Below are 23313 nucleotides of genomic sequence, written 5' to 3' on the forward strand. Positions count from 1 at the left end.
TGACACGATCGGTACCAGTTATGACCACATCTGATCCCTCTGCCGAGCCGAGTCTCGGCGAACTCGCACTCGAGGACCGCGCCGCACTGCGGCGCGTTGCCGGGCTGTCCACCGAACTCACCGACGTTTCCGAGGTCGAATACCGGCAGCTGCGACTCGAACGGGTCGTGCTGGTCGGGGTCTGGACCGACGGCAGCGCCGCCGACGCCGACGCGAGCCTGGCCGAACTGGCGGCACTGGCCGAGACGGCCGGCTCGGAGGTGCTCGAAGGAATGATTCAGCGCCGCTCCAAGCCGGACCCGTCCACCTACATCGGCTCGGGCAAGGCCCAAGAGCTGCGCCAGGTCGTCATCGCCACTGGTGCCGACACCGTCATCTGCGACGGTGAGCTGAGCCCCGCACAGCTCAACGCGCTGGAAAAGGTCGTCAAGGTCAAGGTCATCGACCGCACCGCACTGATCCTGGACATCTTCGCCCAGCACGCGACCAGCCGGGAGGGCAAGGCGCAGGTTGCCTTCGCCCAGATGGAGTACATGCTGCCGCGTCTGCGCGGCTGGGGTGAGTCGATGTCACGGCAGGGCGGTGGCGCGGGCGGCAGTGGCGGCGGTGTGGGCACCCGCGGACCCGGTGAGACGAAGATCGAAACCGACCGGCGTCGTATTCGCGAGCGAATGTCGAAGCTGCGCCGTGAGATCAAGGACATGAAGCAGATCCGCGACACCCAGCGCAGCAGGCGGCTGCACAGCGACGTGCCGTCGATCGCCATCGTCGGCTACACCAACGCCGGCAAGTCCAGCCTGCTCAACGCGCTGACCGGCGCCGGTGTCCTGGTGCAGAACGCGCTGTTCGCCACCCTCGAACCCACCACGCGCCGTGGTGAATTCGACGACGGCCGGCAGTTCACCGTGACCGACACCGTCGGCTTCGTGCGCCACCTGCCCACCCAGCTCGTCGAGGCGTTCCGCTCCACCCTGGAGGAGGTCGTTGACGCCGACCTGCTGGTGCATGTCGTCGACGGCTCCGACAGCAACCCGATGGCCCAGATCGAAGCGGTCCGCCAGGTTGTCCGCGAAGTCCAGAACGACCATCACGCCGCTCCGGCACCGGAACTGTTGGTAGTCAACAAGATCGATGCCGCCGCGGATCTGACCCTGGCCCAGCTTCGCCGTGCGCTACCGGGTGCGATGTTCGTCTCCGCGCACACCGGTGAGGGTGTCGATCGGTTGCGCACCCGGCTCGGTGAACTGGTCGAGCCGCGCGAGATCACCGTCGACGTGACGATTCCCTACGACCGCGGTGATCTGGTTGCACGCCTGCATAACGACGGCCACGTCGACGCGACCGAACACACCGAGTCCGGCACACGCCTGAAGGCCCGGGTGCCGGCGGCGCTGGCCGCCGGGCTTCGGCAGTACGCGACCTAGGTCACCGGATCACCGGTGGTTGATGCGCCCGAACCGGCGGCAGCACCCCGGTGAACTTCTCCACGTCGACGAGCACCGCTGCCCCGGTGCAGCCACGGGCCAGTGACGACGTTCCGATGTCATCGGTCAGCACATTCGGATTCCCGTGCACGCACATCGAATCCGGGTCGGCCGGGTCCAGCGGGTCGTACCAGGCGCCGGTCGACAACTGCACCACCTGAGGGTGCAAGCCCTCGTCGACGACCACGCCCGCCAGGCAGGCGCCGCGGTCGTTGAACACCCGCACCACGTCGCCGTCGGCGAGGTCGCGCTCGGAGGCGTCCGCGGGATGCATCCGGATCGGCTCGCGCCCTTGTATTTTCGTGGCCGCGCTGGTGGCGCCGGCGTCGAGCTGGCCGTGCAGCCTGCTGGCAGGCTGATTGGCGATCAGATGCAGCGGATAGCGACGCGCGCGCTCACCGCCGAGCCACTCGGTGGGCTCGTACCAGCGTGGGTGCCCCGCGCAGTCCGGATAGCCGAAGCCCTCGATCTTCTCCGAGAAGATCTCGATGCGCCCGCTCGGGGTCGCCAGCCGGTGGCGTTGCGGGTCGGAGCGGAAGTCGGCGAGCAGCGTCAGGCCGTCCTCGACAGGTAGCCGCACGAACCCGTCGGCCCAGAACTGGTCGAAGTCGGGAACCGCGAAATCGATTTCCGCTGACCAGATTTCGTACATTTGCGCCAGCCATTGGCGCGCGGTGCGGCCTTCGGTGAACCGCTCACCGAATCCCAGGCGCTGCGCCAGTTCGGCGAAGGTGGTGTAGTCGTCGCGGGCGTCGGCGTACGGCGCGGTGAGCGCCGGCATGGCCACCAGCAGCGGGTCGTTGCGCGAACCGGAGAAGTCGTCGCGCTCGAAGGCGGTCGTGGAGGGAACCACGATGTCGGCGTGGCGGGCCATCGGCGTCCAGTACGGGTCGTGCACCACCACGGTGTCCACCCGGCCCAGCGCGCGGCGCAGCCGCGGCAGGTTCTGGTGGTGGTGAAAGGGATTGCCGCCGGCCCAGTACACGCACTTGATGTCGGGGTAGGTCAGGGTCAGCCCGTTGTAAGTGAAGGTCTCACCGGGGTGCAGCAGCATGTCGCTGATCGCCGCGACAGGGATGAACGTCTGCACCGGGTTGTGGCCCTGCGGCAGCGAGGGCAATCGGAAGCGTAGCGGCGGCAGCCCCGGCTCGTTCATCGATCCATAGCCGTGCCCGAATCCGCCTCCGGCAAGCCCGATCTGGCCGAGCATCGCCGCCAGTGTCACACCCATCCACGGGGCCTGCTCGCCGTGGCGCAGGCGCTGCAGTGACCAGCTGACGGTGACGATGGTGCGCTGCCTGGCCATCCGGCGGGCCAGTGCCGTCAGGGTTTCGGCATCCAGGCCGCAGATCGGTGCGGCCCACTGCGGTGATTTGGGTACGCCGTCGTCGGTGCCCAGCAGGTATCGCTCGAAGCGGTCGTAGCCGGTGCAGTAAGTGTCGAGGAAGTCGCGGTCGGCCAGGCCTTCAGTGGCCAGCACATGGGCCAGCGCCAGCATGATCGCGACGTCGGTGCCGGGCGTGGCCGGCAGCCACTGACAGTCGCCGTCGACATCGGAACGCAGTGGGCTGATCGAGACGATGGCGCCGCCCTTGTCCCGGAACCGGTTCAGTGCGGCGCGCGCCGGATGATCGGTGGTGCCACCGTGATTGATCCCGGTGTTCTTCAGGTTGACCCCGCCGAAGCACACCAGAAGCTCGGTGTGCTCGGCGATCACGGTCCACTGCGTCGAGCGCTTGAACAGGTCGTCGTGGGTGCCCACCACCCGCGGCATGATCACCCCGGTGGCGCCCAGACTGTAGGAGTGCCGGGAGAAGGTGTAGCCGCCAAGCATTTTCAGGAACCGGTGTACCTGGCTCTGCGCGTGGTGAAACCGGCCCGCGCTGGCCCAGCCGTAGGACCCGCCGTAGATCGCCTCGTTGCCGTAGGTGTCCACGACACGGCGCAACTCGGCAGCCAGCAGCTCGGTCAGTTCGTCCCAGCCGACGGCGACGAACTCGTCGGCGCCGCGTGCCGCCGTGGGGCCGGGTCCGTCGCGCAGCCATCCGCGCCGCACCGCCGGTGTGGTGATGCGCGACGGGTGGCGCACAGACCCGGGAATGTTGCCCAGTAGGGGAGAAGGGTCGCTGTCCCCGGGAATGGCCGACACCGAGGTGATCTCGCCATCGGCGACACTGGCGCTGAACGCACCCCAGTGCGTAAGACTCGTGGGGGCTCGGCCCATGGCTGAAAGTGTAAGCGGGCGCCCTGCCTACGCGCCCGCCCAGTTCCCCAGCAGAGCTTCCGTGACGATCGCGGCATTGTCGGCGGCGATCTGGCGGTAGACGAAGAACTGCAGGAACGGAATTCCCGGCAGGTTCAGCGGATCCCCGGCGCCGTCGGAGATCCCGCGAATACCGAGGAACGGCACACCATAGGCGTCGGCCACCCGATGTGCCGCGGCCGTTTCCTGGTCGACTGCGTCGACAGGCGGGTTGGTGTTGGTCAGCAGTCCGGTGATGTTGTTGAGCAGGCCGCGGACCAGAAATGGCCCGATTGCGCTGGCGAAGTTGCCGGTCGACAGCGGTGAGTAGTCCGGCGCTGCACAGGGCTGAGGTCCGAAAACCGCACCCCCCAATGGAATCGCCGGGAAGGCGGTGCCGCCATTGTTATCGTCACTGGAGCCGTCGCCCCCGACCACCACAGTCGGCTCGCGGCCCAGGTCGATCCGCAGGCCCGACGTCAGACCGCTACACAGGCATGCCGGATCGCCAATACTGTCCGTACTCATCAGGTCGACCGAGACCGCACCGGCGGCGGCCAGCAATCCGGAGTCCACCGGGTGCCAGGTGGCTCCGTCATCGGCGGTCCACCGGGCGGGTACGGTCACCGAACCGATCTGTGTGCCTGCGAAACCACCCGCGACACCGGAGAACACCACCGCGCCGATCGTCGTGCCCGTTTCGGCGGTGAAATGCTCGAAAGCCGTTGTGGTGGTGCGGGTTGCATTCACCATTCCGATACCGGTCATCGCGACGATGACTTTCTTGCCGCCCATGTCGCCGAGATAGAAGTGCGCCCCGTCGACGACCACCGACGGGCCGGGGTCCAGGGTCGTCCGTGCCAGGATTGCGTCGGTCTCGGCGGGAAACGCCGACAGGATCAACGTCCGCTTCTCGGGCAGGCCCGCTGGGCCGGCGTTGTCGACGGTGCCCGGGTCGTTGACCGCCGGTGTCGGTGCGCGCCGCGCCGAGTGCCCGGCACTGGCGGTGACCGGACGAGCGACCGGCGCGGGCTTGGTTCGGGCGGGGCGGCGCTGCACCTGGCCGCTGGAGGCGTGGTGGGCCGATGCGGACGAACTCGCCGTCTCGGCGACGGCAGCGGCCGGCCACGCCAGCAGTCCCGCACCCACACCGGCTGCCAGTGCGACAACCCACAACCAGCGGCGCTTATTCGATTGAACCGTTGTCCACATGCCCACCATCCCGACTTGGCGACACGATAACGGCGTCACACCGCCGGTGTTCGAACTCCGAGTGAACGGGGGAGCGCGCCCGTCCGGCCGATTCTCGACCAACTACTCGGTTGGTCTATTCTCGTGGCAAGCACGCCCAGCGATTACACCGATTCCCCGGAGGTATACCCATGAGCACTGCCGTCAAGTACGACCGGACGCTGTTCGAGCCGGAGCACGAGCTGTTCCGCGAGTCCTACCGGGCCTTCCTCGAGCGCCACGTCGCGCCGTACCACGACCAGTGGGAGAAGGACAAGATCGTCGACCGCGGGGTGTGGCTGGAGGCCGGCAAGCAGGGCTTCCTGGGCATGGCGGTGCCGGAGGAGTACGGCGGCGGTGGCAACGACGACTTCCGGTACAACACCATCGTCGTGGAGGAGACGGTCGCCGGCCGCTACAGCGGACTGGGCTTCTCGCTGCACAACGACGTCGTCGCGCCGTATCTGCTGCGCCTGACCACCGAGGAGCAGAAGCAGCGCTGGCTGCCGAAGTTCTGCACCGGTGAGCTCATCACGGCGATCGCCATGACCGAGCCGGGTACCGGCAGTGACCTGCAGGGCATCAAGACCCGCGCGGTCAAAGAGGGTGATCACTACATCCTCAACGGGTCGAAGACCTTCATCACCAACGGCATCAACTCCGACCTGGTCATCGTGGTGGCCCAGACCGATCCCGAGAAGGGTGCGCTGGGCTTCTCGCTGCTCGTCGTCGAGCGCGGCATGGAGGGTTTCGAGCGCGGCCGTCACCTCGACAAGGTCGGCCTCGACGCCCAGGACACTGCCGAGCTGTCGTTCACCGATGTGAAGGTGCCGGTGGAGAACCTGCTCGGCGAAGAAGGGAAGGGCTTCATCTATCTGATGGAGAACCTGCCGCAGGAGCGGATCTCGATCGCCATCATGGCCGCGTCCGCCATCGAGGCCGTGCTGGCCGAGACCATCCAGTACACCAAGGAGCGCAAGGCGTTCGGCAAGCCGATCGGGTCGTTCCAGAACAGCCGCTTTCTGCTGGCTGAGCTGGCCACCGAGGCCACGGCGGTGCGGATCATGGTCGACGAGTTCATCCGGCTGCACCTCGACGAGAAGCTGACCGCCGAGCAGGCCGCGATGGCCAAGTGGTGGACCACGGAAGCCCAGGTCAAGATCATCGACCGCTGCCTTCAGCTGCACGGCGGGTACGGCTACATGCGCGAGTACAACGTGGCCCGCGCCTACCTGGACGCCCGCGTGCAGACCATCTACGGCGGGACGACCGAGATCATGAAGGAGATCATCGGGCGCAGCCTGGGCGTCTAGGCCCGGCCGTCCGCTCCGGTAGCCGCGTACTGCAGTTTTGTCACGACTTAGTGCCGTTTTCCGGGGTTTCTGCGTGCCGTATCTCGGATATAGCCGCGTGTCGTGTTCTGCTGACGCAGAGTTGACGCGGACTATAACTAGAGGAATCGTGATCGGAACGCAGGGGAGTTACATGACCTGGCTTGGAAGTCGTCTCAGCAGAGGCGTCGGGCGACTAGCGCTTGGCGTGGTCGCGACGGCTGCGGCGGCGCTGCTGGTTGCTCCTGCAGTGGTGGCATCACCGGAAAGCGATGCCGCCAACGCGGCCATCGATCAGGCGTGGCAGGCCGCCGGCGGAGACGGGTCGCCGGTGGGTGGCAAGGACGGCGACGTCTACCCGGTCGGCGATGGATTCGCGCAGAACTTCACCGGCGGCAAGATCTTCTTCACCCCGGCTACCGGCGCTCACCTTCTCTTCGGCGCGATCCTGGACAAGTACCAGGCACTCGGCGGCCCCGCCGACGGCGACCTCGGCTTCCCGACCATCGACGAGGTGGCCGGCCTGCTCGGCCCGGACAGCAGGGTCAGCACGTTCAGCGCCAGCGACAAGCCTGCGATCTTCTGGACGGCAGACACCGGCGCATGGGTTGTGCGTGGCGCCATCAATGCCGCGTGGGACAAGCTCGGCGGTTCCGGTGGCACATTGGGCGCTCCCACCGGCGACGAAACCTATGACGGCGACGTTGTCACCCAGACGTTCACCGGCGGCACGGTGTCCTACAACGACGCCTCCAAGGTGTTCACCACTGACCCGCCTGACCTGGCCGCGAACCTCGCCGGTGTCGAGGTCCCGTCGGATCCGACGACGCTGATCAACCAGGCCTGGCGGGAAGCCGGGGGTATCTCCGGTGTGCTGGGCGCACGGCAAGGTGCGCAGTACACCGTCGGCAGCGACGGCGCCGCGCAGGATTACGCCGGCGGCAAGATCTTCTACTCGCCGGCGACCGGCGCCCACGCGGTGACCGGCGCGATCCTGTCGAAGTACGAGTCGGCCGGTGGCCCGACCGGTGACCTCGGTCTGCCGACCGGCACCGAGGCTGACGGCGGCGCACCCAACAGCCGGGTGAGCACGTTCAGCGCAGCGGACAAGCCGGTGATCTTCTGGACGCCGGACAACGGCGCGATCGTGGTCCGCGGTGCGATCAACGCGGCCTGGGCCAAACTCGGCGGCGCGACGGGCTCGCTCGGCGTGCCCACCGGCGAGCAGAGCGCCGACGGCGACACGGTTACCCAGAAGTTCAGTGGTGGCGAGATCTCCTTTAATAAAGCCACCAATGCCTTCACTACCAAGCCGCCGGAGTTGGCCGGGCAGTTGTCGGGCCTCGAGGTGCCCGTGGCGACCGCCCCGCAGACGCCCGGTGCGCCGGGCGCGGACGGCAAGCCCGGCAAGTCGTTCACCTGGCACTGGTGGTGGCTGCTGGTGATCATCCCGGCAGTGCTGCTGATCGGCGTGCTCGCCATGGGTCTGCTGTGGCTGCAACGCCGCCGCGCCGCCAACGTCGAGGACGACGACGACTTCGAGGATTCCGAGTACGACGAGGACGATCGCTGGCCCGGCGACTCGGAATCGTCGCGGTACTCCTCCTATCCCGACGGCGGCCTGGCTGAGGTTCCGAGTTCCTCCGGGTTCAACTGGTCCTCCGCTGGTCTGGGAACCCAGACCATGCCCGGTCCTGACGACGTGTTCGACGGCGACCAGGACTCCATCGACACCACGCCGACCCGGATTCCGGCCGAGCCTGAACCCGACACCGAGGCGAGCGACGCACACCCGGAGTATGCGGAGTACGCCGAGGTCGAGGAGGAGTCCGAGGAAGCCAGCGACTCGGGCCGCCACGCCGCAGTCAATCTTGAAGAGTCACAGTCGATGTGGCGCCTCGACATGGGTGGTATCGCGACGCCGCGTCGTCGTCGTGCCGCCGAGGAACCCGACGAGGTCCCGCTCGTGCCTGACGAGGATGTGACCGTCGAGCCTGCTGAAGAGCTGCAGTCGGATCCGCACGACGAACAGGACAATGCCCGTCCTGCGATCCACCTGCCGCTGGCCGATCCGTATCAGGCGCCGGAAGGCTATGTGATCAAGGCCAACACCCACTCCGGTCTGTACTACACGCCGGAGTCCGAGCTCTACGAGCACACCGTTCCTGAGGTGTGGTTCGCCAGCGAGGAACTGGCCCAGGCCAACGGGTTCCACAAGGCCGAATAGCGCCGACTAGCGGCCCCGCCGTCAGATCTTGCGGATGACGGTGACGACCTTGCCCAGGATGGCGGCGTCGTTACCGGGGATCGGGTCGAAGGCCGGGTTATGGGGCATCAGCCACACCTGACCGCCGGTTCTCTTGAACGTCTTGACCGTCGCTTCGCCGTCGATCATGGCGGCCACGATGTCACCGTTCTCGGCGACGTTCTGCTGGCGCACCACCACCCAGTCGCCGTCGCAGATGGCCGCGTCGACCATCGATTCGCCGACGACCTTCAGCAGGAACAGCGATCCTTCGCCGACGAGTACGCGCGGCAGCGGGAAGACATCCTCGACGGCCTCTTCGGCCAGGATGGGACCACCTGCCGCGATCCGGCCCAGGACCGGCACGAACGTCGGCTCGGGGAGGGCGTCTGAGCCGGCGACCTCGGTCACCGATGGCGTCGGCATGTCCTCCGCGCTCCGGACGTCGACGGCACGCGGCCGGTTGGCATCCCTGCGTATGAAGCCCTTGCGCTCGAGGGTGCGCAGCTGGTGGGCCACCGACGACGTCGAGGTGAGCCCCACGGCGTCACCGATCTCCCTGATGCTCGGGGGATAGCCGCGGGTGGTCACGGATGCGCGGATGACCTCGAGAATGGTCCGCTGCCGTTCGGTCAATCCGTTGTCGGAACCCCCGCCGCGGCTGCTGGTGTCGGTCCCCGGTGTCTCACTGCGGTCACTCATAGCGCCGAATGTAGTCGCCCGGGCTGACACAATCAAACATTTGTTCGAGCGTGTCGCATGTTCGGTCGCGCAAGGCGAAAACTTGTCGGTGCCCCGTTTTATTCTTCCGACACGCTCGCTCACATGTTCGGACATCGAACACATGATCGAGTATATTTCGAACACAAGAGCGAACAGTCGGGCGCATCGGAGGAAGGAGCGGACATGACAGTCATCGACGATTTGCAGGTGGTGGCGTGGCCGTCGGAGCATCGGCGGCACCCGGTCAGGTCCGGTTCGCCCGTGCGGGTGCGTCCGGCCGGTGCCCGCGACAACCGGCCTGGTCCCGCGCGACCGGCGGTGGGCCACCTGCACTACCGCGGCACCGGCGTTGCCGTGTCGCGTGCGGCCCACACTCGCCGACCGGTCAGCACGACGGTCACCATCGTGCTGGCGGGGCTGGCGGCGCTGACCACACTGTGGCTGGGTTCGCTGTTCCACTTCAGCTCCGCGGAGGTGGCGCCGGCGGCGATCCCCGATCAGCTCGCGGTCGTGCGGGTGCAGGCCGGTGAGACGTTGCAGCAGGTCGCCTCCCGAGTGGCACCCGAGGCGCCGGTCGCCCAGGTCGTCCAGCGCATCCGCGAGCTCAACAAACTCGATTCGGCCGCGCTGGATGCGGGGCAGACCCTCATCGCGCCCATCGGCTGATTCGCCGGCGCCGTGAGCCGCGACGACCCACTCCGGTGGATGGCCCGGGTAGGCTCTGGGTGGTTCACATCACCCGGCTGCGGCGGCGAAGGAGCGGTCATGCATTGTCCGTTTTGCCGTCATCCCGATTCCCGCGTCGTCGACTCGCGTGAGACCGACGAAGGCCAGGCGATCCGGCGGCGCAGATCCTGCCCCGAATGCGGCCGGCGATTCACCACTGTGGAGACTGCCGTCCTGGCCGTGGTCAAACGCAGCGGTGTCACCGAACCGTTCAGCCGGGAGAAGGTCATCAGCGGGGTGCGCCGCGCCTGCCAGGGCCGTCAGGTCGACGACGACGCGTTGAACCTGCTCGCTCAGCAGGTCGAGGACACGGTGCGGGCCGGCGGATCACCCGAGGTGCCCAGTCACGAAGTGGGCCTGGCGATTCTGGGCCCGCTGCGCGAACTCGACGAGGTCGCCTACCTGCGCTTCGCCTCGGTGTACCGGTCGTTCAGTTCGGCTGAGGATTTCGAACGCGAGATCGAGGCGCTGCGGGCTCACCGAAGTGTCGGAACCTCCGGCTGAGCCCGACTTAGTCCAGTCGCCGCACTCCGTCATCGACCACCCGGCCGCCGACGATCACCCACCCCTCCGGACTCCACCAGGTCTGCAGCCGGGAACCCTTGCCCTGGGTGATGGTGAGGTCGCGGCTGAGGTGGTCGGTGATGCGGACCGCCGCCGAACCCGTCGCCTCGTCCTCCGGCACCCCCAGATCGTTGGCGAACATCCGCGACCGGATGTGCCCCTGCTCGCGGTCCAGCCAGGCCCACAGGTAGTGCTCGGCGTCATCGGCGTAGTCACCCGGATCGGCGGCCAGCACGTGTTCGGCTGATGGCAGGTCATGAATGGCGAACTCCGGTGACCATTCCGCGCGAGCTCGAACGGTCGTCAGCTCGCCGTCGTGGCCGACCTGGACGATGCCTGCGGGGACCTGCAGGGTGTGGACCGGTGTGCCCTGCTCCCGCAGCCACCAGCCCGCGCCTACCGTCGGATGCCCGGCGAACGGCAGTTCGGTGGTCGGAGTAAAGATGTGCGCATGCGCCGTCGTTGAGCCCGGATCGGGCAGATCGATGAATATCGTTTCGCTATAACCCAATTGGGTGGCGATCCGTTGTCTCTCGCCGGCGGGCACCGTTGAGGCATCGACGACCCCGAGAGGATTGCCGAAGTTGCCCGTGGAGTCAGTGAACACCCGCAAGACAGTGACGTCGACGGTCATGACCCGACTCTACGACGCTCACTGCGCTGGTTGCACAGATCAGGTGGCGCTGCGTTCGTCGGTGCCCATCGCGTCGAGCACCGCCACCCGGGTGTCCAGTGAGCCGGTGACCAAGCGCTCGCTGATGCCGGTCCGCAACAACTCACGCAGGACGCTCTGGTCGTACACGGCCGGCGCCGTGGAGTCGATGAACCGCTGCACCACCTCGACGAACCGGTCGGGGTCGTCATGGAACGGAAAATGCCCGGATCGGGCGAAGATCTCCAGCTGCGAACCGGGCATGGCCGAATGTGCCATCTTGGCGTGGGCTACCGGAATGACGGCGTCCTGATCACCCCAAATCAATTGCACGGGAACGGATTCCGTCAAATAACATCGGTCGAGCATGGTCACCACCTGGCCGCGCCAGTCCACCACCGAGCGCAGCGTGCGGGTGAACGCCGAAGATGCCGTCGGCTCGGGAAGATCGGTCAGTATCCGCAGTGCATCGGGGATGTCGCGGCCCAGTCCGGTCGAGCCGAAGACGGTACCCAACGCCCGGCCTGCGACCTGCAGCGCGGGCAGCACCATCGGTAGCCGCAGCAGCGCCAAGGCTTCGCCCCCCAGCGGCAGCGAGGCCAATCGCAGCGCGATGTTGACGTCCTTAGTGACCCCGCCCGCGCCGATGAGGATGAGTCGCTCGACAAGTTGGGGGAATTGGTAGGCGAACTGCATGGCCACGCCGCCGCCGAGCGAGTGCCCGACCACGGTGACCTTGTCGATATCGAGCACGCTGAGCAGATCCCGCATGCCGTTGGAATAGGCCGCCACCGAGTAGTCGGCACGTGGCTTGTCGGATTGGCCATGGCCCAGCAGGTCGGGTGCGATCACGGTGAAGCGCTGAGCGAGCTTGCTGTGCACCGAATGCCAGGTGGTCGAGTTGTCACCGATGCCGTGGATCAACAGCAGCACTGGACCGGATCCGGCGACGCGGAACGCGCGGCGGTAGCCGTGAATGGTCTTGAAGTGCAGCGTCGGAGTGACTTCCCGCACCGGCTGCAAGTTGGGCTTTCGCTGCGGCATCTCCAACCTCATCGTCGGTGCGGGGACTTCCTCAGGTCTCGCCGTCGTCGGTGAGACCGTCCTTGAGGTCCTCAGCGTGCTGGGCCAGGAATCGCTCGAACTCCCCGGCGAGTTCGTCACCACTGGGGAGTTCCTCGTCGCGTGCCAGCAACGAGCGGTTCTCCTGCGCGGCAACGAATGCATCGTACTGTCGCTCCAGCGCGCTCACCACTTGAGCGACTTCGGCACTGGCCTCTACCTGCTCGTCGATCTTGGTGCGCACGGATGCACCGGCCTCGGTGAGGGCGCGCAGCGGAAGTTGCAGCGAAGTCGTCCGTGCCACCTGCTCCAGCAGCGCCTCGGCGGCGAGGGGGTAGTCGGTCTGGGCCAGATAGTGCGGAACGTGCACGGTGAACCCGAGGACCTCGTGGCCGTGCTGGGCCATCCGGTACTCCAGCAGGTTCGACACGCTGCCCGGCACCTGCACCTCGCCCACCCAGGGCTGGTGGTCGGTGATCAGTTCGCGGTTGTTGGAGTGCGCCGTCATCGACACCGGGCGGGTGTGCGGCACCGCCATCGGGATGGTGCCCAGCCCGATGGTCTGCCGGACTCCGAGCCGCTCGGCCAGCAGCCGCACCGCGGTGACGAACCGCTCCCATCTCAGGTCGGGTTCCAGCCCGGCGAGCAGCAGAAACGGCGTCCCCAAGCTGTCGTGCAGCGCATAGAGGTTCAGCTGCGGTTCGTCATAGTTGGTGAAGTGGTCGGTCTTGAACGTCATCACCGGCCGCCGCGAGCGGTAGTCGAGCAACTCGTCGATGGCGAATGAGGCGACCAACTCGGTGTCCAGCACGTTGCGCAGATGTTCGGCGGCCAGGTGAATGGCATGGCCGGCGTCGGAGAACCCCTCCAGTGCGTGCACCAGCACGGGGCCCCGCCCGTCGGACGACGCCAGCTGGGGTGCCGGAAACTCCAGTTCGTACATCCCGGTGGGCTCGGGTTGATACTGCTGTCCCTGCTCGTCAGCCATGGTTTCGCCTCCTCGCGGTGTCCTGCGACGTCATCGTCGCGGTCATACCGATACACCTAGTGTCTCGCAGATCCGGCACAGCGCCGTGGTGTGCCCGTCTCTGGACAACGCAGCCGTGGTCGCGCTCGTTCCCTGCTCGCCGACGATATCGGGCATGATCTCCTGCATGCGGACCGTTGTGGCGGCGTTGAGCATGGCGGCAGCTGCCGCCGTGGTGGCGGGCTGCGGCCAAGCCAGTGAGCCGCCGGCCAAAGCCGCCGAGACCGCCAAACCCGACGGTGTGGCCATCACGGCCGAGCCGGTGGCGCCCCAGCCCGCGGTCGGCGCGCTGTTCCTCGGCGGCACCGACACCCACACCTGCACCGGATCGGTGGTGCGATCGGCCTCCAAGGACCTGGTGCTGACGGCTGCACACTGTCTGGCCGAAGGCTATCCGGCCACCTTTGTGCCCGGTTTCGCCGACAAGGCCGCCCCGGGCGACGTGTGGACGGTGGACACCGTCTACCTCGACCCGCGCTGGGTTGCCACCCAGGACCCCAAGGCCGACTACGCCTTCCTGCGGGTCAGCAGGCCTGGTGGCGGCGCGATCGAGACGGCGGCAGGCGCTGCGCTGGTGCTGGGCGCCACGCCCAAAGAGTTCAGTCAGGTGCGAATCGTCGGCTATCCGCTCGGAGTGGGCGGCAACCCGCTCAGTTGCGACACGATCGCCGGGCTGGACGAAGGCGGCTTCCAGACTCTGCAGTGCGGCGGTCTGGTCGACGGCACCAGCGGCGCCCCGTGGATCAAGGGCCCGGAGGTGGTCGGGGTGATCGGCGGTCGCGATGCCGGCGGTTGCCAGGACAGCGTCTCCTACTCGGCGCCCTTCGACGAGGCCACCGCAGCGCTGCTGAAGCGTGCCGAGGCGGGCGGGCCCGGCGACGCCGCGCCGAACACGTTCGACTCCGAGTGCTAGCCGGTCACTGGCGGAACTGGTTGAGCGCCCGCAGCTTGTTCATCACGTCGAGCGCCGCGACCTTGTAGGCCTCGGAGAACGTCGGGTAGTTGAAGACGGCGTCGACGAGGTATTCGATCGTCCCGCCGCAGCCCATCACGGCCTGGCCGATGTGCACCAGTTCGGTGGCTGCGGTGCCGAAGATGTGGACGCCGAGCACCTTGAGGTCCTCGGTGGACACCAGCAGCTTCAACATGCCGTAGGAGTCGCCGGCGATCTGGCCGCGGGCCAGCTCGCGGTAGCGGGAAACCCCGACCTCATAGGGGACGGAGTTCTTGGTCAGCTCCTGCTCGGTGGCGCCGACGTAGGACACCTCGGGGATCGAGTAGATGCCGATCGGCTGTAGCGCAGTCATGCCGGCCGTCGGCTCGCCGAAGGCGTGATAGGCGGCCAGCCGGCCCTGCTCCATCGAGGTGGCCGCCAGCGCCGGGAAGCCGATGACGTCGCCGACCGCGTAGATGTGGTCGACCTTGGTCTGGAACGTCTTGTCGTCGACGAAGATCCGACCGCGGTTGTCGGCCTCCAGACCGGCGTTGGCCAGGTCGAGGTGGTCGGTCTGGCCCTGCCGTCCGGCCGAGTACATCACCGTCTCGGCGGGGATCTGCTTGCCGCTGGCCAGGGTGGTGACGGTGCCGGACGAGCCGACGTCGACCGCCGTCACCTCCTCGCCGAACCGGAAGGTCACCGCCAGATCGCGCAGGTGGAAGCGCAACGCCTCGACGATCTCGGGGTCGCAGAAATCGAGCATCGTGTCGCGCTTCTCCACGACGGTGACCTTGGTGCCCAGCGCGGCGAACATCGAGGCGTACTCGATGCCGATGACGCCGGCGCCGACCACCACCATCGAGGTCGGGATGTTCTTCAGGTCGAGGATGCCGTCGGAATCCAGTACCCGGTTGTCGTCGAATGAGATCCCGGCGGGCCGCGCCGGTTTGGTTCCGGTCGCGATGACGACATAGCGGCCGCTGATGGTGAAATGCTCGGCCCGGGTGGGGTCCTCGATCGTCAGGTTGTGCTCGTCGAGAAATCGGCCAAGGCCCATGTAGAGCTCGACGCCGTTACGCATCAACTGGTTTCGGATGACGTCGACTTCTTTGCCGATCACGTGCTGGGTGCGGGCGAGCAGGTCGGCGGGCGTGATCTTGTCCTTGACCCGGTAGCTGGCGCCGTACAGTTCGCGCTGGCTCATACCGGTCAGGTACAGAACGGCCTCGCGCAGCGTCTTGGACGGGATCGTGCCGGTCTGGACGCAGACACCGCCGATCATGTGGCCCCGCTCGATGACCGCCACCGATTTGCCCAGCTTGGCCGCGGCGATGGCGGCTTTCTGGCCGCCGGGACCCGAACCGATGACGACGAGGTCGTATTCCAAACCCATGAGCAACAGGTGTACGCCGGTTTGCCGAATCTCGCATGCCGACGATGTCAATACGACGTGAACAGTGCGCCATCCCCACTCCGCACTTCATCCACAGGTTCGGTCCCCGGGCGGCCCGGCAGTCCCGTCGTGACGGTGTCGGTTGACAGCGTCGGGGCATGACCACCTACCGCCCTGATTACCGCATCAACCGTCCCGGCGCGCTTATCGCCGCCATCCCCGCCGTGCTGGGCTTCGTGCCCGAGCAGTCCCTGGTACTCGTCGCGCTCGAGCACGATCAGATGGGGGCCGTCATGCGCGTCGACCTCGATGACGCGATGGCCGGCAAGATCGAGCATCTGATCGACGTCGCGGCGGCCTCGGGTGCCGAGGCTGCCATCGCCGTGATCGTCGACGACAAGGGCGCGCCGTGCCCGATGTGCAACGAGGACTACCGCGAGGTGTGCCAGTCGCTGACGGCGGCCCTGGCAGACCAGGACATGGCGCTGTACGCCGCCCATGTGGTCGACCGCATCGTGGCCGGCGGCACCTGGCACTGCGTGGACGGGTGCGGGGAGACCGGTCCGGTCGAGGACCCGTCGGCCTCACCGCTGGCCGCCGCTGCGGTGCTCGACGGCAGGCGGCTCTACGGGCGGCGTGCCGATCTGCAGGCGGTGATCGCTGTTGCCGATCCGGCGCACACCGAGTCGCTGATCGAGTTGATCGGGCAGTGCGCTAGCGACAGGGAGGCCCGTCGGCGCGCCGACCCCGACGGGTGCGGACGCCGTGACGTGGAGGCGGCGATCGCGGCGGCCGCCAGGGTCAGTGCCGCCGCCCGGCTCGAGGACGCCGAGTTGGCGGCGCTGGCGTGCGCGATCACCGATGTCGCGGTGCGCGACACCCTCTACGCCCTGGCCGTCGGGTCCGGGGCCGGGCAGGCCGAGACGCTGTGGGCGGTGCTGGCCCGGACGCTGCCGGATCCGTGGCGAGTGGAAGCCCTTGTGTTGCTGGCGTTTTCAGCCTATGCCCGGGGTGACGGCCCACTGGCGGGATTGTCGCTGGAGGCGGCGCTGCGCGGTGACCCGGAGCACCGGATGGCAGGCATGCTCGACACCGCACTGCAGTCGGGGATGCGGCCGGAGCAGATCAGAGAACTCGCGGGCACCGGTTACCGGTTGGCCAGGCGGCTCGGGGTGCAATTGCCGCCGCGCCGGATGTTCGGGCGCCGGGCGGTCTAGGTGTGTGCGCTAGACCTTCTCGACCTTCACGGCGTGGGCCATCTCGTGCGGCAGGTCGACGTTCTCGTGGCCGCCGATGATGATCGTCACACTGCCGTTCGGGTTGTTCTCGACCTGGACGCGGGCATTAGGCACCACGCCGGCGTCCTTGAGCCGGCTGATCAGCCCGACGTCACCCTGGACATGCTCGGTCAGCTGGCGCACCACCACCGCAACCGGTGAGCCCGCGGGCAGTTCGGTGAGGCGAAACAGGTTGTAGTCGGGCTGGCGGGCGTAGGTATCCAGTCCCAGTTGCGACAGCCCGGGAATCGGGTTGCCGAACGGGGACACCGTCGGGTCGTCGAGGACCTTGACCAGCCGTCGCTCGACGTCGTCGCTCATCACGTGCTCCCAGCGGCACGCCTCGGCGTGGACTTCCTCCCAGGGCAGGCCGATGACGTCGACCAGGAGGCGTTCGGCCAGGCGGTGCTTACGCATCACCGACACCGCCAGTGCCCTGCCCTTTTCGGTCAGTTCGAGGTGGCGGTCACCGGCCACGTGCAGCAGTCCGTCGCGCTCCATCCGTGCCACGGTCTGGCTGACTGTCGGTCCGCTCTGCTCCAGCCGTTCCGCGATACGCGCACGCAGCGGAGTCACACCCTCTTCTTCGAGGTCGTAGATGGTCCGCAGGTACATCTCGGTGGTATCGACCAGGTCGTTCATAGGCCACCCTTCGTCGCAGCCAAGTCTACTGGCGCAGCTGGGGGAATGGTCGGACAACACTGCGCCCAGACAGCTGTGTGCCCGTCAGCCGAGGCCGACGGGCACACAGGAGGGGGTGGTTCAGCTGGCGTAGGACCGCAGTCGATCGGCCCGCTCGCCGTTGCGGAGCTTGGCCATGACCTCGCGCTCGATCTGGCGGACCCGCTCGCGGGACAGACCGAACAGCTTGCCGATCTGGTCCAGAGTGCGGGGCTGGCCGTCGTCGAGGCCGAACCGCAGCCGGATCACCTGGTGCTCGCGCTCGTCGAGCGTGGCCAGCACGCTGCGGATGTCGGTGTGCAGAAGCTCCGAGATCACCGCGTTCTCCGCCGACATCGCCTCGGCATCCTCGATGAAGTCGCCGAGCGGGGCTTCCTCGTCGCTGCCGACCGGCATATCGAGGCTCACCGGGTCGCGGCTGTGCTCGAGCAGATCGTTGATCTTCTCGACCGGGATGCCCGACTCTTCAGCCAGTTCCTCGTCGGTGGCCTCGCGGCCCAGGTTCTGGTGCATCTCACGCTTGATGCGGGCCAGCTTGTTCACCTGCTCGACGAGGTGGACCGGAAGCCGGATGGTGCGGCTCTGGTCGGCCATACCGCGGGTGATGGCCTGGCGAATCCACCACGTGGCGTAGGTGGAGAACTTGAAACCCTTTGTGTAGTCGAACTTTTCCATTGCGCGGATCAAGCCCAGGTTTCCCTCCTGGATGAGATCCAGCAGCGGCATTCCGCGACCGGTGTAGCGCTTAGCCAACGACACCACCAGGCGGAGGTTGGCTTCCAGCAGGTGGCTGCGCGCGGCCTGGCCGTCGCGGACCACGATCGCCAGATCGCGCTTGCGGTTGTCGCTGAGGCGCTTGCGGGTGTCCAACAGGTGCTTGGCGTACAGGCCGGCTTCGATGCGCTTGGCCAGCTCGACCTCATCCTCGGCGCTCAGTAGTGCGGTCTTGCCGATGCCATTGAGATAGACGCGCACCAGGTCAGCAGCTGGGCTCTGGGCATCCAGATCGCTGTCGAATCGGCTGGTGGTGGCATGTGCCATGGTGGCCTCCTGATCGGCTCCGACTGTCAAATGGTTCAACGTCGAGTAGGAGCTAAGAGTTCCCACGCGGTTGCCATCTCACACCCTCTGACGTGCAGGAATGTCGCGAGGTTCTGAGAATGTGCTGAGAATGGCGCGCGGTGGCGCTCAGCGGGAACCGGTGTCGGCCGGTCCGGCCGGATGCGGTTGCACGGTGGGGATGACGGCCTCGATGGCCCGGCGATCAGGCCGCGGGAACAGCTGGGTGCGGTTGGGCTTGTCGTTGTACCGGCGCGGCTCCTCGGCGCGGCGCGGCGGCCGGTCGTTGGCGATGAGCACCGCGATCCACGGCAGCGGAATCGACACTGCGACGATGGCCAGCGAGATCAGCCCGTTGTGCCAGATTCCGTAGGCGATCGCCGCCAGCAGCAAGGCCGGGATACGAAAAGACATGATCGCCAAGTACTTACGCACCCGCGCGCGATGCTGCTCCTCGTAAGCAGGCGCTGCCGCGGTGATGAGCACGGGCCGACCATCGTCGTCGAAACCCACCTCGTGCTTCATCCCCCTACTGTTCCACATCTTGGAGCGGTTTAACCCGGCCGGTTTCTTACATCAGTGTTACCGGGCAGAATGGCTTTCATGCAGACCCAGACGATCGAGCGCACCGACACCGACGAACGCGTCGATGACGGGACCGACGACGACACTCCCAAGGTCTTCCACTATGTGAAGAAGGAAAAGATCGCCGAGAGTGCCGTCATGGGAACCCACGTGGTTGCCCTGTGTGGCGAGGTGTTCCCGGTGACCCGGGCCGCCAAGCCAGGCTCGCCGGTCTGCCCGGACTGCAAGAAGGTCTACGAAAGCCTCAAGAAGGGCTGACCGGCTCGGCCGTCGGCTCCGGGCTGGGTTGCGCGGGTTTGGCCGCCTGGTTGGTGTTCTCGCCCAGCGAGCGCGCCTTGTGCTCGAGCCAGGTCCGCAACTGGCGGCCGCGGGGGACCGGTGCCGGGAATTCCTCGTCGATCGCGGCGTTGAGTTCGGCCCCGATCATGATCGCGAAGCCCAGGAAGAACGCGAACAACAGGAACGCGATCGGGGTGGCCAGCGCGCCGTAGGTGTAGCCGGTGCTGGTGATCCAGGTCAGGTAGAACCGCAGGCCCATCGTTGCCACCACGAACACCGCCACGGCCAGCACCGCGCCCCACACCAGCCGATGGGTCGGCAGTGGTCTGGGCAGCGAGACGCGGTAGAGGATGGTCACGGCCACGATCACCACGAACATCAGCACGGGAAAATAGCCGTACTGCAGGATGTTGTCCCAGCTGTCCGGGATGTACTCGGACACCTTGCGCGGGCCGAGTGCGACAAACGGTGCCGCCGCGATCACTACCACCAGCATCACCACGTAGAGGCCCAGGGCGAAGAAGCGCTGGCGCACCGGGTGGCGCAGCGGCGTCTGGTCGTGGGCCTCCACGACGGAGTCGACGAACGCCGACACCGCTGAGGATCCCGCCCACAGACTGATGACGAAACCGACCGAGACGACCTCACCTCGGGCACCGACCACGATGTCGCGCACCGTCGGCTCGATGATCTCGGACACGACGTTCTGGGAGAAGAACCTGTTCGAGGTGCTGATCAGCTGATCTTGGATGCGCTGCAGGGTGTCGGGCCCGAACAGCGGGGCGATGTAGGCAAGGCTGCCGAGCATCCCCAGCAGAAGTGGCGGCAACGAGAGCACCGACCAGAAACCTGCCTGGGCGGACTCCGAGAAGATCGAGTCGTCCCAGCTTTTCGACAGGGTTCGCTTAGTGATGCGCCACACGTGATGGCGGGAAGGTTTCGCAGGCTGGTCAGTCATGACCAGTCCAGCATTCCTGACGGTTCCCGTCCTGCCCAGCGACGTGGCCGTCAGGCCGCGTCATGCGTCCGCGGGACTCACTTCGATTACGGCGGCCAGCTCGATCAGCTTGGCCTGGTGCTCGTTGGCGTGGTGCTGGCAGAACAGCAACTCAGCCCCGGAAGGAAGCTTGGCTCGCACCCGGGCCGCCGCACCGCAGCGGTCGCAGCGATCAGCCCTGGTCAATTCGGGACTGGTCAAGAATGCGGTCATGGGCTCCTCCGTAAGGTGCTCAGCGCGCCGGCGGTTTCGGCGCCACCGTCGCGTATCTCTACTGTCTCAGACGTTTTGCGTTCCGGCCTTGTTCCCCGGGGGTTTGAGGTTGTGTCGTGTCTCACGCTCCCTCGTGTTGCGGGTGATGCAGTGTGGTCGTATGTACCCGAATCCCGATTTCTTACTCCACCTGTGTGGACGTCGCGACTGGGCCCAAGCCAGGCAAAGCGGCGAACTTTGCCCCCCGTCGCTGACCGACGTCGGGTTCGTCCACCTGTCGGCGCCACACCAGGTTCACCTGCCGGCCAACCGGCTTTTCGCCGGCCGGACCGACCTGGTGCTGCTGCGCATCGACCCGCAGGCTCTCACCGCGCCGGTGCGGTGGGAACCCGGAGTGCCAACGGATCCCGAGTCGATGTTGTTCCCGCACCTGTACGGCCCGTTGCCGGCCGACGCCGTCGTCGAGGTCGTGCCCTACCCGCCGGGACCCGACGGAAGCTTCCCGCCCCTTCAGTCGTCGACGTAGGCATCGGCTTCGATCTCGACCAGCAAATCTGCCTCGATCAGCGCTGACACCTCGACCATGGTGGCGGCCGGCCTGACCGCACCGAAGAATTCGGCGTGTACCGCCCCGACGTCGCGCCACCGGGAGATGTCGGTGACGTAAATCCGGGTGCGGATGACGTCGGACAGCCCGGCGCCGAGCGATTCCAGCGCAGACTCGATGCGCTGCAACGCATTTCGCGTTTGTTCGACGATGTCTGCGCCCGCGCCGGTGGTTCCCGCGACGGCGATCAGGGGCCCGGTTCGCACCGCCCGCGAGTACCCGACCTCGGGTTCGTAGACGGATTCAGACGACACGTTCACCCGGTTGGCCACGACGGTCAGGTTAGGCGGGTGCGGGTTGCGTTCGCATCTGAGTTTCGCCCAGCGGTTGTCGTCTGCAGCCGATGGCCGCTAGCGTCAATTACGCGGGGGCGGCTTCCTCCCAGTGCTCGAAGTCCAAGCAACTGAAGCGTGCTGGACAAGGGCCGCTCCCGCCCGAACCTCAGGCGGGAGCGCTGGCGCCCTTTTAGTCCAGGTAGTCGCGCAAGACCTGCGAGCGGCTCGGATGGCGAAGCTTGCTCATGGTCTTGGACTCGATCTGCCGGATGCGCTCGCGGGTCACCCCGTACACCTGGCCGATCTCGTCGAGGGTCCGCGGCTGGCCGTCAGTCAGGCCGAATCGCAGCCGCACCACGCCGGCCTCGCGCTCCGACAGCGTCTCGAGAACCGATTGCAGCTGATCCTGCAGCAGGGTGAACGACACCGCGTCCACGGCCACCACGGCCTCGCTGTCCTCGATGAAGTCGCCGAGCTGGCTGTCGCCCTCGTCGCCGATGGTCTGGTCCAGCGAGATCGGCTCACGCGCGTACTGCTGGATCTCCAGCACCTTCTCCGGCGTGATGTCCATCTCCTTGGCCAGCTCTTCGGGAGTGGGCTCGCGGCCCAGGTCCTGAAGCAGCTCGCGCTGGATGCGCCCCAGCTTGTTGATGACCTCAACCATGTGCACCGGGATACGGATGGTGCGGGCCTGGTCGGCCATCGCGCGGGTGATCGCCTGGCGGATCCACCAGGTGGCGTACGTGGAGAACTTGTAGCCCTTGGTGTAGTCGAACTTCTCGACCGCGCGAATCAGACCCAGGTTGCCTTCCTGAATCAGGTCCAGGAATGCCATGCCACGGCCGGTGTAGCGCTTGGCCAGCGACACCACCAGACGCAGGTTGGCCTCCAGCAGGTGGTTCTTGGCGCGGTCTCCGTCGCGGCAGATCCACTGCATGTCGCGGCGCTGCTGCACAGGTAGCTTCTCGCCCTTCTCGGCGAGCTCGGAGATTTTCTGGGTGGCATACAGACCGGCCTCGATCCGCTTGGCCAGCTCCACCTCTTCCTCGGCGTTGAGCAGCGCGACCTTGCCGATCTGCTTGAGGTAGGCGCGCACCGAGTCCGCCGAGGCGGTGAGCTCGGCGTCCTTACGGGCCTGACGCAGCGCCTCGGATTCCTCCTCGTCCCAGACGAAGTCTCCGGACGCCTTGTCCTTCTCCGACGGCTCGCCGATGTCCTCGTCCTCGGCGGCGTCGGCCTCGGCGACGGGCGCGGCCTCCCCGTCGGCCACGACCACGTCGTCTTCGGCGACGTCCTCGAGATCCTCGAGTTCGATGTCTTCTACGGCGACGTCGAGTTCCGGATCGGCTTCGATGTCGGTGTCCAGGTCCTCGGCGACAACGTCGCCCTCAGCGCCCGGCTCGGCCTTCTTGGCGCGCCCGGGCGCGGCCTTGGTGGCCTTCTTGGCAGGGGCGGCCTTGGCGGCCGGGCGGCTCTTCGTCGTGGTTTCGATGTCCTCGGCCTCGGTCGTCGCAGTCCCCGCGGGGGCGGTCCTGGTGGCCCGCTTGGCCGGGGCGGAACCGTTGGGTGCCTTCGCCGCCGGCCGCTTCGCGGGAGTCTTGGTGGCGGTGCGCTTCACCGGCTCGTCGGTTGCCGGGCTTGCTTTGGTCGCTGCCACGTACACCCTTTCGGTCGTGCTGGCTGTCGGCGGGCGTGGGCGCGCCCGACCGAAAGCGTCGGCTATC

General features: G+C 67.0%; 23 protein-coding genes. 9 read left to right on the forward strand and 14 right to left on the reverse strand.

Annotation, left to right across the window (positions count from 1 at the left end; genetic code table 11):
- The first annotated feature begins 20 nt into the window (after window positions 1-20).
- Window positions 21-1424 (forward strand): GTPase HflX, encoded by a 1404-nt coding sequence (gene hflX, locus OG976_RS23740; protein WP_328354510.1) that lies wholly within the window; start codon window positions 21-23, stop codon window positions 1422-1424.
- 1 nt (window position 1425) lies between these two features.
- Here the strand turns inward: hflX and OG976_RS23745 are convergent, their stop codons facing one another.
- A complete protein-coding gene (locus OG976_RS23745) occupies window positions 1426-3708 on the reverse strand; it encodes a molybdopterin guanine dinucleotide-containing S/N-oxide reductase (RefSeq protein ID WP_328354512.1) in 2283 nt (760 codons plus the stop codon).
- A gap of 27 nt (window positions 3709-3735) precedes the next feature.
- On the reverse strand, window positions 3736-4938 hold the full coding sequence (locus OG976_RS23750; protein WP_328354515.1) for a phosphorylase family protein: 1203 nt from the start codon (window positions 4936-4938) through the stop codon (window positions 3736-3738).
- A 170-nt stretch (window positions 4939-5108) separates the two neighbouring features.
- Between OG976_RS23750 and OG976_RS23755 the strand changes: the two genes are divergently transcribed.
- Together OG976_RS23755 and OG976_RS23760 are read left to right on the forward strand one after the other, a co-directional pair.
- Window positions 5109-6269, forward strand: a complete 1161-nt coding sequence (locus OG976_RS23755) for an acyl-CoA dehydrogenase family protein (protein ID WP_328354517.1) — start codon at window positions 5109-5111, stop codon at window positions 6267-6269.
- Window positions 6270-6441: 172 nt separating this feature from the next.
- Window positions 6442-8514 carry an LGFP repeat-containing protein gene (locus OG976_RS23760; protein WP_328354520.1) on the forward strand — a complete coding sequence of 691 codons (2073 nt, stop codon included), beginning with the start codon at window positions 6442-6444 and terminating at the stop codon, window positions 8512-8514.
- A gap of 21 nt (window positions 8515-8535) precedes the next feature.
- Here OG976_RS23760 and lexA read toward each other — a convergent pair whose 3' ends face one another.
- Window positions 8536-9234, reverse strand: coding sequence for a transcriptional repressor LexA (lexA, locus tag OG976_RS23765; RefSeq protein WP_328354523.1), 699 nt, complete (start codon window positions 9232-9234; stop codon window positions 8536-8538).
- Window positions 9235-9438: 204 nt separating this feature from the next.
- Between lexA and OG976_RS23770 the strand changes: the two genes are divergently transcribed.
- Window positions 9439-9921: a LysM peptidoglycan-binding domain-containing protein gene (locus tag OG976_RS23770; RefSeq protein ID WP_328354526.1), complete on the forward strand. Its 483-nt coding sequence runs from the start codon at window positions 9439-9441 to the stop codon at window positions 9919-9921.
- 99 nt (window positions 9922-10020) lie between these two features.
- Window positions 10021-10485 carry a transcriptional regulator NrdR gene (nrdR, locus tag OG976_RS23775; protein WP_167103242.1) on the forward strand — a complete coding sequence of 155 codons (465 nt, stop codon included), beginning with the start codon at window positions 10021-10023 and terminating at the stop codon, window positions 10483-10485.
- 7 nt (window positions 10486-10492) lie between these two features.
- Here the strand turns inward: nrdR and OG976_RS23780 are convergent, their stop codons facing one another.
- Genes OG976_RS23780 through OG976_RS23790 form a run of 3 tightly spaced genes read right to left on the reverse strand, consistent with a single transcriptional unit; the run spans window position 10493 to window position 13247 of the window.
- Entirely contained in the window at window positions 10493-11179 is a 687-nt protein-coding gene (locus OG976_RS23780) for a PhzF family phenazine biosynthesis protein (protein ID WP_328354532.1), read from the reverse strand.
- 39 nt (window positions 11180-11218) lie between these two features.
- Entirely contained in the window at window positions 11219-12241 is a 1023-nt protein-coding gene (locus OG976_RS23785) for an alpha/beta fold hydrolase (RefSeq protein ID WP_328354535.1), read from the reverse strand.
- Window positions 12242-12272: 31 nt separating this feature from the next.
- On the reverse strand, window positions 12273-13247 hold the full coding sequence (locus OG976_RS23790; RefSeq protein WP_328354538.1) for a proteasome assembly chaperone family protein: 975 nt from the start codon (window positions 13245-13247) through the stop codon (window positions 12273-12275).
- Between the two features lie 154 nt (window positions 13248-13401).
- On the opposite strand from OG976_RS23790, the gene OG976_RS23795 reads away from it, so the two are divergent.
- Window positions 13402-14199: a trypsin-like serine peptidase gene (locus OG976_RS23795; protein ID WP_442930379.1), complete on the forward strand. Its 798-nt coding sequence runs from the start codon at window positions 13402-13404 to the stop codon at window positions 14197-14199.
- A gap of 4 nt (window positions 14200-14203) precedes the next feature.
- Here OG976_RS23795 and sthA read toward each other — a convergent pair whose 3' ends face one another.
- Entirely contained in the window at window positions 14204-15616 is a 1413-nt protein-coding gene (sthA, locus tag OG976_RS23800; RefSeq protein ID WP_328354543.1) for a Si-specific NAD(P)(+) transhydrogenase, read from the reverse strand.
- Between the two features lie 158 nt (window positions 15617-15774).
- Between sthA and OG976_RS23805 the strand changes: the two genes are divergently transcribed.
- Complete coding sequence (locus OG976_RS23805) at window positions 15775-16833, forward strand: DUF4192 domain-containing protein (protein ID WP_328354546.1); 1059 nt, start codon at window positions 15775-15777, stop codon at window positions 16831-16833.
- 9 nt (window positions 16834-16842) lie between these two features.
- Here OG976_RS23805 and OG976_RS23810 read toward each other — a convergent pair whose 3' ends face one another.
- The 3 genes from OG976_RS23810 to OG976_RS23820 form a co-directional block, all read right to left on the reverse strand.
- A complete protein-coding gene (locus OG976_RS23810; protein ID WP_328354549.1) occupies window positions 16843-17535 on the reverse strand; it encodes a metal-dependent transcriptional regulator in 693 nt (230 codons plus the stop codon).
- Between the two features lie 120 nt (window positions 17536-17655).
- Window positions 17656-18615 (reverse strand): sigma-70 family RNA polymerase sigma factor, encoded by a 960-nt coding sequence (locus tag OG976_RS23815; protein ID WP_328354552.1) that lies wholly within the window; start codon window positions 18613-18615, stop codon window positions 17656-17658.
- Between the two features lie 147 nt (window positions 18616-18762).
- The gene (locus OG976_RS23820) at window positions 18763-19176 is read right to left on the reverse strand and encodes a DUF3099 domain-containing protein (RefSeq protein ID WP_328354555.1); all 414 of its coding nucleotides are present in this window, start codon (window positions 19174-19176) and stop codon (window positions 18763-18765) included.
- A 60-nt stretch (window positions 19177-19236) separates the two neighbouring features.
- Between OG976_RS23820 and OG976_RS23825 the strand changes: the two genes are divergently transcribed.
- A complete protein-coding gene (locus OG976_RS23825; RefSeq protein ID WP_328354558.1) occupies window positions 19237-19476 on the forward strand; it encodes a DUF3039 domain-containing protein in 240 nt (79 codons plus the stop codon).
- On the opposite strand, the gene OG976_RS23830 is transcribed toward OG976_RS23825, so the two are convergent.
- Both OG976_RS23830 and OG976_RS23835 read right to left on the reverse strand, forming a co-directional pair.
- Window positions 19463-20455 (reverse strand): YihY/virulence factor BrkB family protein, encoded by a 993-nt coding sequence (locus OG976_RS23830; RefSeq protein ID WP_328354560.1) that lies wholly within the window; start codon window positions 20453-20455, stop codon window positions 19463-19465. The two genes, OG976_RS23825 and OG976_RS23830, sit on opposite strands and share 14 nt — an antisense overlap.
- A 60-nt stretch (window positions 20456-20515) precedes the next feature.
- The gene (locus OG976_RS23835) at window positions 20516-20707 is read right to left on the reverse strand and encodes a DUF7455 domain-containing protein (protein ID WP_167103207.1); all 192 of its coding nucleotides are present in this window, start codon (window positions 20705-20707) and stop codon (window positions 20516-20518) included.
- 160 nt (window positions 20708-20867) lie between these two features.
- Between OG976_RS23835 and OG976_RS23840 the strand changes: the two genes are divergently transcribed.
- On the forward strand, window positions 20868-21233 hold the full coding sequence (locus tag OG976_RS23840) for a DUF952 domain-containing protein (RefSeq protein WP_328354566.1): 366 nt from the start codon (window positions 20868-20870) through the stop codon (window positions 21231-21233).
- Here the strand turns inward: OG976_RS23840 and OG976_RS23845 are convergent.
- Both OG976_RS23845 and OG976_RS23850 read right to left on the reverse strand, forming a co-directional pair.
- Window positions 21218-21586, reverse strand: a complete 369-nt coding sequence (locus OG976_RS23845) for a RidA family protein (protein ID WP_328354569.1) — start codon at window positions 21584-21586, stop codon at window positions 21218-21220. The genes OG976_RS23840 and OG976_RS23845 overlap by 16 nt on opposite strands.
- Before the next feature lie 193 nt (window positions 21587-21779).
- Window positions 21780-23246, reverse strand: a complete 1467-nt coding sequence (locus tag OG976_RS23850) for an RNA polymerase sigma factor (protein ID WP_328354572.1) — start codon at window positions 23244-23246, stop codon at window positions 21780-21782.
- Window positions 23247-23313 lie beyond the last annotated feature (67 nt).

The organism is Mycobacterium sp. NBC_00419 (assembly GCF_036023875.1).
GTDB lineage: Bacteria > Actinomycetota > Actinomycetes > Mycobacteriales > Mycobacteriaceae > Mycobacterium.